Source organism: Brucella sp. LJL56, from assembly GCF_054871705.1.
Genome location: NZ_JBTXLQ010000006.1, coordinates 42,866 through 55,982 on the forward strand (window position 1 = coordinate 42,866; position 13,117 = coordinate 55,982).

The window sequence follows — 13,117 nt, forward strand, 5'->3', positions numbered from 1 at the left end:
GCAGGCGTCAGCCCTTGTCAACGGTTATCCTATGGATGGAAAGCAGCGTCCCCTCCCAGGTATGTCGCCGCAACAGGCATCATACATGTCCGAAGTTGACGGTCAACGCCGGCACGATCCTCAGCCTATCCTTTGCGCCCCAAGGCCCAGGTGAGATAGGGCGCGCCGACAAGCGCCGCGAAAAGACCAAGAGGCAGTTCATAAGGGAATGTCGCATTGCGCGCGCCAAGGTCGGCTATGGTCATCAACAACGCACCCAGGACTGCTGAGGCCAGTACGTGGCTTGCTGCGCGGTCGAACCCCATGCGCCGCGTCATATGTGGCGCCATCAGGCCAACGAAACTCAACGGGCCGACGAGCAGCGAAGCGGCAGCGCTTGCAATACATGCGACCACGATGGTCGACACACGCGCCACGCCAACCGGAAGCCCCAACGCCACCGGGGTGGTCTGACCAAGTGGCAGAATCGTCAGCCAGCGTGACAAGAGCAATGCCACGAGCGTAATGCAGACACTCAAAACTGCTAGAAAAATGGCCATATCAGGCGTTGCGGACGCCGACGAACCGCCGAGCCATGCAAGAATTTTCCATGAACGTTGATCGCCAATGGCGAGAAAAACACTCAGTACGGCAGACGCGAATGAGCTAACGGAAATACCTGCCAGCAGAAGACGATTGGGCGAAAGATGCCTCTGGCTTGCAAAACTGAGGACGACGATCATCGCCATAAATGCGCCGATCGCAGCACATAGCAACAATTGAAAATTGTTCGGTGCGGCAAAGAGTGTCAGAGCAATTGCGAAACCGATACCCGCGCCACCGCTGACGCCGACGACTTCCGGGCTTGCCAGCGGATTGCCGGTCAGACGCTGGAGAATGGCACCTGCCATCGCCAGAAGACTTCCGGCAGCCGCTGCTGCCAGCAGACGCGGCCAGCGCAGAGGCAAAAGTTCGGCAAAATCCCGGCCCGTCAACAATGACCAGCCATCGGGAGTCTGCACCAGAGAAAGCGTGAGGAAAGCAGCAACAGCGAGCAATGCCAGCAACACTATTGCTTTGGTGACCGAAGCACGCGTGATTGGTGTTCCCCCACTTCCGGCCGATACAGAAGACTGAACACGCGGGATAAGCCACAAAAGGAGCGGTCCACCGATCAAAGCCGTCACCGCACCGGTCGGGAATGTCTCACCGAGACTGGAACCGAGCAATTGCACACCGCCGTCGCATAGCCAGAGCAGAATTGCGCCAGCGAGGGGGGCCGCAACCAACACCGCACCGGGCTTACGGACGCCGAGCCCCCGCACGATTGCGGGTGCGGCAAGGCCGATGAAACTGACAAGCCCGACATTCGCAGCAACACCTGCGGTCAACGCCACAGCAACCACCACGACCGCAACACGTAGCCATGCCAGCGGCACGCCGAGCGCCCGCGCGCTGCTATCGCCAAGCCCCACCAGCGTTAGCGGGCGGCTCAACGTGATCGCCGCAACCAGACCTATCAAAAACTGCACCGCCAGCACTTTTGCTGCGGACCAATCCTGCTGGCTGAGCGAACCGCCATTCCATGTCACCAGCGACATCAGATATTCGCCTTGCGAGAGCGTCATGGCGGCGGAAACCGCGCTGCAAGTTACGCCGACAAGCAGGCCAGAGATTACTATCGTCACCGGCTCGAGGCGGCTTCGCCATCCGAGCAGAAAGACGATAGCGGTCGCCAGCCCGGCCCCTGCAAGCGCCACAGCCCAGCGAAACTCATCGAGCATCGCCGGGAAAAACAATGTCGCCGTGACGATGGCAAGCTGCGCGCCGGACGAGACGCCAAGCGTCGATGGATCGGCAATCGGATTGCTCAAAAGCCTTTGCAGAAGCGCACCGGCAAGTCCCAGGGCAGCACCGGCAAAAATTGCGACAGCGGCACGCGGCAGCACTGCATAGGCGAGAATAACCTGTTGCGTATTCATGCCATCTGGATTGAACGGAACGGACGGCCATTGCGCAAATGGCAGAAAAGCGCTTGCATTCCAGAGGCATAGCGCAAGTGCGACCACGATGCCTATCACAGCCGCAACGGCAAATTTCGTTTGCGTCACCGGCTACCCTCCGGCTGTTCCAGCAGGGCATTTTTCAAAAGGCGTGCGAAGCGCAATCCGGCGGTGATGCCGCCATAAGGATTGACGTTACCCAACAGATGAACGCGCCCGTCACGGACGGGCTGGAGCGAGCGCCAGATCAGGCTATTGCGAAGGCTGTTGCGGGCTTCGACCGGAATATCGGAAATAATAACGATCCGCGCCTCCGGCTTTTCTGCAAGCGTTTCCAGCGGCACCGGAGCTGCAAACGTAAAGCGCGAATGGTCCGTCCACGCGTTGGGAAGTCCGAGCCTCGCCAAAATATCGCCGAACATGCTGTCATCGCCGAAGGCACGAAAATGGCGTGCATCGCCGATATTGACCAGATATGTCGGGCGATCCACGAAAGGCTTCAGCGCCCCCGCGATTTGATTGAGAAAATCTTCCTGCTCGCGCAAAACGGCTTCGGCTTTCGCTTCAAGCCCCAGTTTGCGGCCCAGCTCCGATACCGCCGCAAGCGCCTTCTGGTAAGGCGGCTCTCCCTGCACATAAAGCGGCATGGATAAAACCGGTGCGATAGCCGTCAGCGCTGCTTCATGCTGCGTGTAGAATGGCGAACTCAAAATGAGATCGGGCTTCAAAAGATAGAGAAGTTCAAAATTCGGCGAGCCTCGAAGACCTAGATCAGTGACCGATTCCGGGATGGCGGGTTCGACAGCAGCTTTCCGAAACTGAATCAGTTCCGTTGCGGCAATCGGCGTGACTCCAAGCGCCATCACCGTTTCGAGCATCGCCCAGTCGATGGCTGCTATGCGCAGCGCCGGATTGGCGCGTGCGGCCTGCGGCAAAGCCAAAGCCGCCAGAAGGCCCAAGGCCTTCCGACGGCTGATCTTAAGGGACGAGAAACCCGCCCCACATCGCGGGTATTCTACCATGAAACGGTCAGTGTACTCATATAGGTTCTGCCGTCACCATAGTTACATCCGAAAGAACTTCAACGTATGACGTGTCCCTATCCGCAATATTCTTGATAGTGAGTGTCTTCTTTTACACATCCTTCTGGACAAGGGCGGCTGTGCCCTCCGACGCCACGCTTTTCGCGGCTACGATCACGGATCCGGCAACAGGCTTATCAGATTATCGATCAGCGGCGAGCGGTTGTTCTTCATCGATACCAGCCCCAACCGCGCCAGAAGGGGCTCGCCTTCGATGGGTCTGTACGTGACACCGGCCAGTTTAATCTGCGCAATGGCGGTCGGAACAATCGAGACTCCCAGATCGGCTGCAACCAGATTGACGACGGACGGCATCTGCGGTGCTTCCTGCGCCACAATCATTTCAAAGCCCGCATTCCGGCAAGCCTCAACCACATCGTCATAAAGGCTGAGCCCCACAATGCGCGGAAAAAGCACAAATGCCTCGTTTGCCAAGGCCGCAATCGGCAGTTTTGGGTGAACCGCAAGCGGATGATGGCTCGGCAGGGCGATCAGCATCGGTTCATCTGCCAGCCGCTTCATGCGCACATCCTTGGGATTCTCCAGACCGGGCCGAATAAAGGCAGCGTCCACTTCTCCCCTGACCAGCTTTTCCATGAGAAGATGACTGTTCATCTCAGTCAGGGTCAGCCGGACATCGGGCCATCTGGCCCGAAACTTGCGGATCGTACCGCTAACGGTGGGATTGAATGCAGACGATGCGGTAAAACCCAGAGCGAGCCTGCCGGTTTCTCCCCGCGCCGCGCCTTGCGCTGCCAGCCTCGCCTTTTCAGCGGCAGAAAGCGAAGCCTTCGCCTCACCAAGAAAAGCCGTGCCTGCTGCGGTCAGCTCTGCGCCATGCGGCACGCGATGAAACAGCGCTACACCAATCTCATTTTCGAGATCGCGTATCTGCTGGCTGAGCGGCGGCTGGCCGATCCCGAGCTTCGCAGCCGCGCGGGTAAAATTGCCTTCTTCGGCAACCGCCAGAAAATAACGCAGATGACGCAGTTCCATCGTTATATCCAAAAGCTATTATAATCGTCACTTCCATATATTGGACAAATGGAGCACCTTTGACTAGATCAAAAAGTGGGAGGTTTTGAAAAGGCAAAGTCATGTCACGCCTCGCGGAACGCAGTCTCGACAGCGTCAGAACACCGGAAAACCAGCTCAAGCTCGTTTCAGCTCCCACGGCACCCGAACAACAACACTATCTCGTCAAGGACACACCGGCATTTCGCAATGCGAGCATTGCACTGTTCCTGTCCGGCTTCGCGACCTTCTCGCTGCTTTACTGCGTCCAGCCGCTGATGCCGCTTTTCGCGCATGATTTTAACATAACGCCTGCGGCCAGTTCCCTGTCGCTTTCCGTTTCAACTGGTTTTCTTGCCTTTGCAATCTTCTGCGCCGCCGCCGTATCGGAGCGTTTTGGACGCCGGACATTGATGTTCGTTTCGCTTCTCGGCTCTGCACTGTGCACAATAGCCAGCGCATTGGTGCCTGACTGGCATATGCTACTCGCCATTCGCGCCTTGCAAGGTTTGTTGCTGGGCGGAGTTCCGGCGGTCGCCATGACCTATCTGGCGGAAGAAATCGACCCGCGCGGCCTTGGTGCATCGATGGGGCTCTATATTGCTGGCAACGCGTTCGGGGGCATGGCAGGCCGTGTCATTGCCGGAACACTCGCAGAATATTTCTCCTGGCGCGTCGGGCTGGCCGGCATGGGCCTGCTCGGGCTGGCGGCATCCATCGGTTTCCTTTTTTTGCTGCCCGCCTCTCAGAACTTCGTCCCACGTCCCGGCTTCAATGCACGGTTTCACCTCGGCGCATGGATCGGCCACATCCGCAATCCGGCCCTGCCACTGCTCTTTGCCATTGGCTTTCTCGTGATGGGTTCGTTCGTCACCATCTATAACTATATCGGTTTCCGCCTCATAGCGGCGCCTTATAGCCTCAGCCAAACCGCACTCGGAGCCATTTTTACGGTTTACCTGTTCGGCATCGCCGCTTCCTGGCTCGCCGGAAGGATGGGCGACAGGCTCGGCTATTTTACCGTCCTTCCCATCGGCCTCGCCATACAGGCTGCGGGCTGTCTTCTGACCCTGTTTGCACCACTGCCTGTCATCGTCCTGGGTATCATCCTCGTGACTGTCGGCTTCTTCGTCAGCCATTCGGTCGCCAGCGCTCTGGTCGGACGCCTGGCGCTCCACAGCAAGGGACATGCATCGTCGCTCTATCTGCTCGCCTACTATCTCGGTTCCAGCGTTGCCGGTGCGGCGGGCGGCTATTTCTGGGTTGCTGATGGATGGTCTGCAGTTGCCGAATTCACCTTCGTCATGCTCGCCATTGCTTTCGCAGCATCATTGGGAGCAGCCCGTCTGTCGAGCAGGACCGGAGAGCGTTTTGCATCTATCAGTTCACCCACCAAGAGCGGGTTTGGGGATTGATATCCCCCTGAAAATTGCCTAGAGCGCATCTTGATCAGATTAAATCAGATCAGCGCTCTAACCCTCTGTTTTGACGCGCATCTTGTCCGAAAACCACTTCGCAATTTTCGGGATGTGCTTTAGCTGCTTGACAGGGGCGAGGCAATTGACGGAGGTTCGGACATGAGCGAATTGGCCGATTGGTTATCGGATACACATCCGATCACACGCAAGAATGCGGCGGAAGTCGTATTCGATGATATTCGTTCGGCCATCACATCCGGTCGCCTTGCAGTTGGCACCCGACTGCCGTCGGAAGCTCAACTCGCTGGTCGGTTCGGCGTCAGCCGTCCGATCGTGCGCGAAGCGCTGCGATCGCTACAGACGCTGGGGCTCACCCAGACCCGCACAGGCAGCGGCACCTATGTCTTGAATGTTTCCCCTGCGAGCGAACTGAGTTATGACGGCTACTCAGCGCGCGATCTCATTGAGGCGCGTCCCTTTATCGAAGTACCGGCAGCAGGCTGGGCTGCCCTTCGTCGCAGCAACGGGCAACTCGCCCATATGATCGAACTTTGCGACAAGATGGACCGGCAGATGGATCCCGAGAAATGGGAACTGCTCGATTCAGAATTTCACTGCGCCATTGCCGAGGCCTCTGGAAATACGGTCTTTACCAAGATCGTCGCTGATGCCCGCGAGGCACTGATCCAGCAATCCGAACTCGTCAATCTGATGTCCGGTCGTCGCGAAGCGTCGAATGTCGAACATCGCCGCATCATCGAAGCCATTGAGGCGGGATCGGAATCCGACGCCCGTGCGGCAATGGAATCCCATCTGAGCAAGGTCAAGACAGCCGTGGCGACAATCATCGGCAAGGATGAGGCCTGACATGATAGGCGCAAGGCGGCTGGTTTGCACAGGTTCACTGAGATTACTCATGCCGATCCAGCTTGGCGCAGCATTTTCATGCCAGAGAAGCACAAGCCGGTAACACCCTATTCCTGCTGATATTTTCCCTGCCAGCCTATTCCCGAACGGCGTGCAAAGTCTCTCATTTGAAGCTGAATACTTGACGTGCGTTCTGCGATATGCGTTAAAACCGCCTCCAAAATCTGTCATGCAGCTTTACAGAATACCCATCAAATGGGGATGAATTCCATCGCCTCATTGAATGACCGGCGGCGTGCCCTAATTGGCCTTTCACGCCGAATGATTGCCTGTCGAAACCGCGCTCTCAGGGAGGAGCAATGCCAATCGAAACCATCAAAGCCACGCCAGCCGAACGCGAAGTGTTCATTGAAGAAGATCGCGGCTATCACAAGGCGCTGAAACCGAGGCAGATCCAGATGATCGCAATCGGTGGGGCGATCGGAACCGGGCTATTCCTCGGCGCAGGCGGACGTCTGGCACTGGCAGGTCCTGCTCTGGTCTTCGTCTATGCCTTGTGCGGCTTCTTTGCATTTCTGGTTCTGCGCGCCTTGGGCGAGCTCATCATGCATCGCCCAAGCTCCGGCTCCTTCGTCTCCTATGCCCGCGAGTTCTACGGCGAAAAGCTGGCTTTCGTGGCAGGCTGGATGTACTGGCTCAACTGGGCCATGACGTCGGTAGCCGACGTGACAGCAGTTGCGCTCTATATGAATTTCTTCAAGCACTATGTCCCGTGGCTGCAGGGCATCGACCAATGGGTGTTTGCCCTGACCGCGCTTGTCATCGTTCTGGCGATGAACCTCATGTCGGTGAAAGTGTTCGGCGAGCTGGAATTCTGGTTCAGCCTCGTCAAGGTCATCGCGCTCGTAACGTTTCTGGTCGTCGGCATTTACTTTGTCGTTTCAGGCACGCCGATTGACGGCCACCCGGCGGGATTCAGCATCATTACAGATAGTGGTGGCTTGTTTCCGAACGGCATATTGCCTGCTTTCATCATCATACAGGGTGTGGTTTTCGCCTATGCATCCATCGAGTTGCTGGGCACTACCGCTGGAGAGACCGAAGATCCGCGCAAGGTCATGCCTCGCGCAATCCGCACGGTGGTCTTCCGCCTGCTCGTCTTTTATGTGGGCTCGGTTCTGCTGCTCTCGCTGCTTCTCCCCTACACCGCCTATTCCGCTGGCGAGAGCCCGTTTGTGACCTTCTTCAGCAAGATCGGCGTCGAAGGTGCGGATATCATCATGAACCTCGTTGTTCTGACAGCCGTTCTGTCTTCGCTGAATGCCGGGCTCTATTCCACCGGGCGCATCCTGCATTCCATGGCTGTATCGGGTTCGGCCCCTGCCTCTCTGGCCAAGATGAACAAGAACGGCGTGCCCTATATGGGCATTGCAGTTACCGCCGTCGTCACCGTTATCGGCGTCATCCTCAATGCCGTCGTGCCAGCGGCAGCGTTCGAAATTGCGCTCAATCTCTCCGCACTGGGCATCATCACGGCATGGGGCGTCATCGTCCTTTGCCAGTTGAAATTGTGGCATCTTGCGCGTCGCGGCGAAATCGTGCGTCCAGATTTCCGCATGTTCGGTGCACCCTACACCGGTATCCTCACACTCGCATTCCTGCTTGGCGTGCTTGTCCTGATGGCACTCGACTATCCGGTCGGCACCTGGACCATTGCTTCGCTGGCGATTATCGGCCCTGCCCTCATCCTCGGCTGGTATCTGATGCGCGAACGCATCCATCGACTTACTGCCGAACGTGCTGTAGACGCCAGCATTTCTGGTAAGTGAGAGGATTCGTAAATATGTCGCTTGCAAAGCCTTCCATAGTGCTGATCGCCACTGGCGGCACCATCGCCAGCAAGCGCGGGGAAGACGGAGCGAGCACACCGGTCCTGTCCGGTGAGGATTTGCTCGGCTTCGTGCCGGGCCTTGAAGCGGAGCTTCGTCCTGTCGACCTGATGGCGAAGGATTCCGCAAGCCTCACCCTTTCCGACATGCAGCGCATCAGCGATGCCGTCGCCTCCGGTCTCAAGGATGGTGAAATCGATGGCATCGTCGTCCTGCACGGCACGGATGCCATGGAAGAAACGGCGCTGCTGGTGCATCTGCAACACCGTATCGCCAAGCCGGTGATTTTCACCGGCGCGCAATTTACCGCCGACCACCCACAAGCGGACGGACCGGAAAACCTCGCTACCGCCATTCGGCTTGCCTGTGATCCGGCCAATGCCGACAAAGGTGTCCTTATTGCCTTCGGCAGGCGGATCGTTCCTGCCTGGGGTGCCTATAAGTTCAGCAGCGACAGTGCTGATGCTTTCCGTTCCTCACGGCCAATCCAGACCCAAAGCCCAGCACTCCCGGCCCCGGTCGGCGATCGCCGCATCGACACGATTGCCATTTATCCGGGTTGCGACGCTGTTCATATCGAAGCGAGCATTGCAGCCGGTGCCAGCGGCATTGTCCTCGCAGCGCTCGGTTCGGGCAACACCACACCGTGCGTTGTCGAAGCTGTCCGCGAATGCTCACGCCGCAATATTCCTGTTGTCGTTTCAAGCCGCGTACCGGAAGGCTTGCTGACGCCTGGTTATGGCGGCGGCGGCGGCGGACATGATCTTGGCGAGGCCGGAGCCGTTCACGCGCATACGCTTCGTCCCGGTCAGGCTCGCATCCTGCTTGCCGCACTGATTGCTGGCGGCAGCTCCAGGGATGCGACAGTCCGCGCTTTCAGCGACGACCGATAAGCGGATCAGCTCGGAAACTGGCGATAGCATTCTTCCGCCACCTGCCGCAGCCGCTCGCGCGATATCTCACCGCTCACCGCATAACCAAGATCGTTGTCGATCCAGTAAAAGGTTTCGATACCGTCGCTTGAGGCAAACCGGAAGCTCGTGTCGCGGTTATCCGGATTGCGCCCCACGATCACCGAAAGCCGCTTTCCTGCTTCGTCCTCATACATGAAGAAAGCGCCCGCCTTGCCGTCGACCGGCAACAGGCGACCGCCGACGAGCTGGAAGCCAAGCGAGCGGAGATCGGGAACGCGGAGATCGGGTATGTTGAGCCTTTTGCCAAGCCATGTTGCCAGATGAGCCTCCTCGTTGGAGAAGACCTCGACCGGATGCCGTACTTCGCTGGCATAGATAAGATAAGCCGCCTGAGCCTGCTGTGGCAGGGTTTGCGCAATCGCCATTTGCGGCTCGGCTTCCGCAAGCAGGCGCGAACCTGCAAAACCACCCGCCCCGCCAATCACCAAGGCCGCGAGAACCGCCGCTGCAACGGCTCCCCGATAGCTTTTCGTTCGGTATCCTTCCGCTGACCGGATCATTCCAGGATCGTCGCTCTTTGCCTGCGCATAACCGGAAAAGAGTTGCCTGATACCCTCATTCTGTCGGCGCCATTCTTCGGCCAGCGCCACCTGTTCGGGATCGCTCTCAAGAAGCCCGACGATGCGCGCATGCTCTTCCTCGGACAACTGCCCATCGACATAGGCGTGTAGTTCCGCTTCGGTTAGTGGAGAATTGTGTTCAGTCATCGGTTTCTCCGAAGAGTTACGATATTCGAACCGCTCATATATTCGGCGAGGCGGTGTCTTGCCCGCGACAGTCTCGACATGACCGTTCCGACAGGTATGCCCAGCATGTCTGCCGCTTCGCCATAGCTGTAGCCTTCGACGACGATGAGCATCAGTACTGCGCGGTTATCTTCCGGCAGCGTATTGATCGCCTCTTCTAGCTGTTGCAGTTGAAACGGATCGGTTTCCGTCGCCGCGAAACTGACATTTTCCGCAGCGTCGAGCGTTTCATGCCGGGTACGAGCCCGACTTTTATAGCCATTGCGATAAAGGTTGGTCATCATCGTGAGTATCCACCCACGCAGATTGAGCCCACGCCACTGGCCGCGCCGTGCCAATGCCTTCGCCACACAGTCCTGCAGAAGGTCCTCGCCTTCGGCGTCGGACTTTGCAAGGCTGCGCGAGTAACGCCGCATGACCGGCAGGAGGGCCAGAAGCTGGCCCTCGAAACTTTCAGGAGCGGGATGGCTCACATCAGCCTCATGGCTTTGCGGCGTGCCAGACTCCATTAACGCCATCTCCGGTCACATCGCCGGGCTTCTTGTCCTTCACCCAGTAATAGAGCGGCATTCCGTCTTTTGCCCATTGCTCGCTGCCATCCTTGCGCTTGACCAGCGTATATGCACCAGAAGCTTTCGCGCCTTTCATCGCCATGAAGGGCGGCCAGTTCTTGGCGCAAGTATCATAGCAGTTGGATTCGTCCTTGCTATCCTTGTCGAAAGTATAGAGCGTCATATCCTTGGCGCCCGCCAGAACCTGCCCTTTCGAGCTTTCCATCGTCTTGACGGATGGCGCTGCCAGAACGGCTGACGCCGCCACTGTTGCGATTGCCAGTACGGACATAAAACCAAACGTTTTCATGATCTGCCTCACAGGGTTCCAATCGCGACATGCGATATGGAGGTAAGACAATCGGTGATCGCGATTTATTCCCCACTCCGTAATTTTTTTCAATTCCTGCTTCTGACGACCGTCGTGACCATTGATTAGCAGGCCCTAAACATTATATATATAGCTACACATATAATAGATAGCTATACAATGTCCCAGTCAAAACACGATCTCGAAGCGGCCTTCACGATGGAACTTTCCACAGCCGCGCGCAAAATGCGCAACCTGTTCGATTCCCGCGTCCGTGAGCGCGGGCTGACGCTGGCACGCGCCCGTGTGCTCGTGCTTCTCACCCAGCAGCGCGACTGGAACCAGCGCGAGCTGGCGGATGCTCTGGAGATCGAGCATCCTTCGGTGGTGCGTCTTCTGGATGGCCTTGAAAAGCAGGGATTGATCTATCGCAGCACGGTTGAAGGCGACCGCCGTGCGAAACGCATTGAACTGACGGATGAAGCACAGGCGCAAGTGCGCGAGCTGCAGGAAATCACCCGCCGCATGCGATCCGAACTGCTGCAGCGCGTAGACAGACAGTCGCTGGAAACGGCGCTATCGGTGCTTCAGGAAGTCAGCCAGACAGTAGAAGCGACCCTCGCGGGCAAAGACCGCTAAAACCATGTCGGAAGAAGGTAAAGATCGGCAGGGACAAGAGGCTGCGCCGACGCAGGCTGCAACGCCTTCGGTTCCGCATATGCCGGTTTACATGTCGGCCATCTATATCACCGCGTCTGTCCTCATGTGGTCGACACGCGGCCTCAGCATGTATTTCATCTCGGCCAATACGCAGCAGATACAGGGATCACTCGGCGCGACGCTGACGGAAACCTCCTGGCTGGTAGCGGCTTATATGGCGCCTTACGCCAGCCTGACGATCCTTCTCGTCAAGATCCGCACGCAGTTCGGCCTGCGCCGTTTTGCGGAAATTGCGATCGCCGTCTTCCTGATTTCTTCCCTGCTGCATCTGCTTGTCTATGACATCTGGTCGGCGATCCCGATCCGTTTCATAGCGGGCGCCGCCGCAGCACCGGTATCGACCATCGGCTTCCTGTATATGCTCGAAGCCTTTCCACCCGCCAAGAAGATGACATGGGGCCTCAGCCTCGCGCTGACCTGTTCGGCTGCAGCAGGCCCGCTCGCCCGCGTCATCTCACCGATGCTGTTCGACATTGGGCAATGGCAACAGCTCTATATGGTCGAGATCGGCCTGTCGCTCGCAGCCTTCGCCGTCGTCTATGTCTTGCCGTTAACGCAGGCGCCGCGCGCGAAAGTGCTGCACTGGCTGGATTTCGTCGCTTACGGACTGATTGCCATCGGTTTCGGCCTTCTTGCGGTTATTCTGGTTCAGGGAAAGAATTACTGGTGGTTCGAAGCCCCATGGATCGGCGTGTGCCTTGCAATTTCAATCGCCGCCCTCGCCTGCGCCGCCGCCATCGAACTCAACCGCGAACAGCCGCTGATGAACCTGCACTGGCTGTTCTCGCCGGAAATTCTGCGCTTCACGCTGATACTCTTCGTCTTCCGCATCGTGCTTGCCGAACAGACGACCGGCGCGGTCGGCCTCTTCCAGGCGTTCGGCCTGCAGGATGGCCAGAGCCGCGGCCTCTATCTGGTCATCCTCGCCGCGTCGCTGGCGGGCGGCATTGCCTGCGGCATGTGGATGAAACTGGAACGTGTTTCGATCATCTTCGGGCTGGCACTGGTCTTCATCGCGGTCGGGGCCTTCTTGGACAGCCATGCAACGAACCTGACCCGTCCGCATGACGCCTATCTCAGCCAGGCTCTGATCGCCTTTGGCGGTGCCCTATTTCTGCCTCCGGCCATGTTGGCGGGCATTACCAAGGCGTTGAAACAGGGGCCAACCTATATGACGAGTTTCATCGTCATCTTCCTGTTCACGCAGAACATTGGCGGTCTTATCGGCTCTGCCGTGTTCAGCACATTCATCGCGATCCGCGAAAAGTACCATTCCGCCTATCTGGTGGAACAACTGGTCATGTCCAATCCCGTGGTCGCCCAGCGCGTTCAGGCACTATCCGGCACCTATGCGAAGGTTCTGGCTGATCAGGGACTGACGAAGGCCGAAGGGCTGGCGCTTCTTGGACAACAGGTCACCAAGGAAGCGACGGTGCTGTCCTATAACGATGCTTTTCTCGCGATCTCCGTCATTGCGGTCCTCTCGCTCGCCTGCCTGATCGCCTATCGCCTCTATGAAAACATGCACGCCCGCCGCCATAGTGCTGCGGTTGCTGGTTAAATC

12 protein-coding genes are annotated in these 13,117 nt (G+C 57.9%); 6 read left to right on the plus strand and 6 right to left on the minus strand.

Annotation, left to right across the window (positions count from 1 at the left end; translation table 11 throughout):
- Positions 1-125 precede the first annotated feature (125 nt).
- The 3 genes from fhuB to ACYSN1_RS16435 form a co-directional block, all read right to left on the minus strand.
- The gene (gene fhuB / locus ACYSN1_RS16425) at positions 126-2,090 is read right to left on the minus strand and encodes a Fe(3+)-hydroxamate ABC transporter permease FhuB (RefSeq protein WP_461726671.1); all 1,965 of its coding nucleotides are present in this window, start codon (positions 2,088-2,090) and stop codon (positions 126-128) included.
- Positions 2,087-3,004: an iron-siderophore ABC transporter substrate-binding protein gene (locus tag ACYSN1_RS16430; RefSeq protein ID WP_461726672.1), complete on the minus strand. Its 918-nt coding sequence runs from the start codon at positions 3,002-3,004 to the stop codon at positions 2,087-2,089. The genes fhuB and ACYSN1_RS16430 overlap by 4 nt, the downstream gene beginning before the upstream one ends.
- A gap of 174 nt (positions 3,005-3,178) precedes the next feature.
- Entirely contained in the window at positions 3,179-4,060 is an 882-nt protein-coding gene (locus ACYSN1_RS16435; RefSeq protein WP_461726673.1) for a LysR family transcriptional regulator, read from the minus strand.
- A 101-nt stretch (positions 4,061-4,161) separates the two neighbouring features.
- Between ACYSN1_RS16435 and ACYSN1_RS16440 the strand changes: the two genes are divergently transcribed.
- The 4 genes from ACYSN1_RS16440 (at position 4,162) to ACYSN1_RS16455 (ending at position 9,145) form a co-directional block, all read left to right on the plus strand.
- Complete coding sequence (locus ACYSN1_RS16440) at positions 4,162-5,493, plus strand: MFS transporter (RefSeq protein ID WP_461726674.1); 1,332 nt, start codon at positions 4,162-4,164, stop codon at positions 5,491-5,493.
- A 162-nt stretch (positions 5,494-5,655) separates the two neighbouring features.
- Positions 5,656-6,363 carry a FadR/GntR family transcriptional regulator gene (locus ACYSN1_RS16445; protein ID WP_461726675.1) on the plus strand — a complete coding sequence of 236 codons (708 nt, stop codon included), beginning with the start codon at positions 5,656-5,658 and terminating at the stop codon, positions 6,361-6,363.
- A 359-nt stretch (positions 6,364-6,722) separates the two neighbouring features.
- Entirely contained in the window at positions 6,723-8,192 is a 1,470-nt protein-coding gene (locus ACYSN1_RS16450; RefSeq protein WP_461726676.1) for an amino acid permease, read from the plus strand.
- A 14-nt stretch (positions 8,193-8,206) separates the two neighbouring features.
- Entirely contained in the window at positions 8,207-9,145 is a 939-nt protein-coding gene (locus ACYSN1_RS16455) for an asparaginase (RefSeq protein WP_461726677.1), read from the plus strand.
- Between the two features lie 5 nt (positions 9,146-9,150).
- Here the strand turns inward: ACYSN1_RS16455 and ACYSN1_RS16460 are convergent, their stop codons facing one another.
- Genes ACYSN1_RS16460 through ACYSN1_RS16470 form a run of 3 tightly spaced genes read right to left on the minus strand, consistent with a single transcriptional unit; the run spans position 9,151 to position 10,833 of the window.
- Positions 9,151-9,933, minus strand: coding sequence for an anti-sigma factor family protein (locus ACYSN1_RS16460; RefSeq protein ID WP_461726678.1), 783 nt, complete (start codon positions 9,931-9,933; stop codon positions 9,151-9,153).
- Positions 9,930-10,481 carry a sigma-70 family RNA polymerase sigma factor gene (locus tag ACYSN1_RS16465; RefSeq protein WP_461726679.1) on the minus strand — a complete coding sequence of 184 codons (552 nt, stop codon included), beginning with the start codon at positions 10,479-10,481 and terminating at the stop codon, positions 9,930-9,932. The genes ACYSN1_RS16460 and ACYSN1_RS16465 overlap by 4 nt, the downstream gene beginning before the upstream one ends.
- Positions 10,453-10,833: a COG4315 family predicted lipoprotein gene (locus ACYSN1_RS16470; protein ID WP_461726680.1), complete on the minus strand. Its 381-nt coding sequence runs from the start codon at positions 10,831-10,833 to the stop codon at positions 10,453-10,455. The genes ACYSN1_RS16465 and ACYSN1_RS16470 overlap by 29 nt, the downstream gene beginning before the upstream one ends.
- A gap of 180 nt (positions 10,834-11,013) precedes the next feature.
- On the opposite strand from ACYSN1_RS16470, the gene ACYSN1_RS16475 reads away from it, so the two are divergent.
- Positions 11,014-11,472, plus strand: coding sequence for a MarR family winged helix-turn-helix transcriptional regulator (locus ACYSN1_RS16475; protein ID WP_461726681.1), 459 nt, complete (start codon positions 11,014-11,016; stop codon positions 11,470-11,472).
- A 4-nt stretch (positions 11,473-11,476) separates the two neighbouring features.
- Positions 11,477-13,114 (plus strand): MFS transporter, encoded by a 1,638-nt coding sequence (locus tag ACYSN1_RS16480; RefSeq protein WP_461726682.1) that lies wholly within the window; start codon positions 11,477-11,479, stop codon positions 13,112-13,114.
- Positions 13,115-13,117 lie beyond the last annotated feature (3 nt).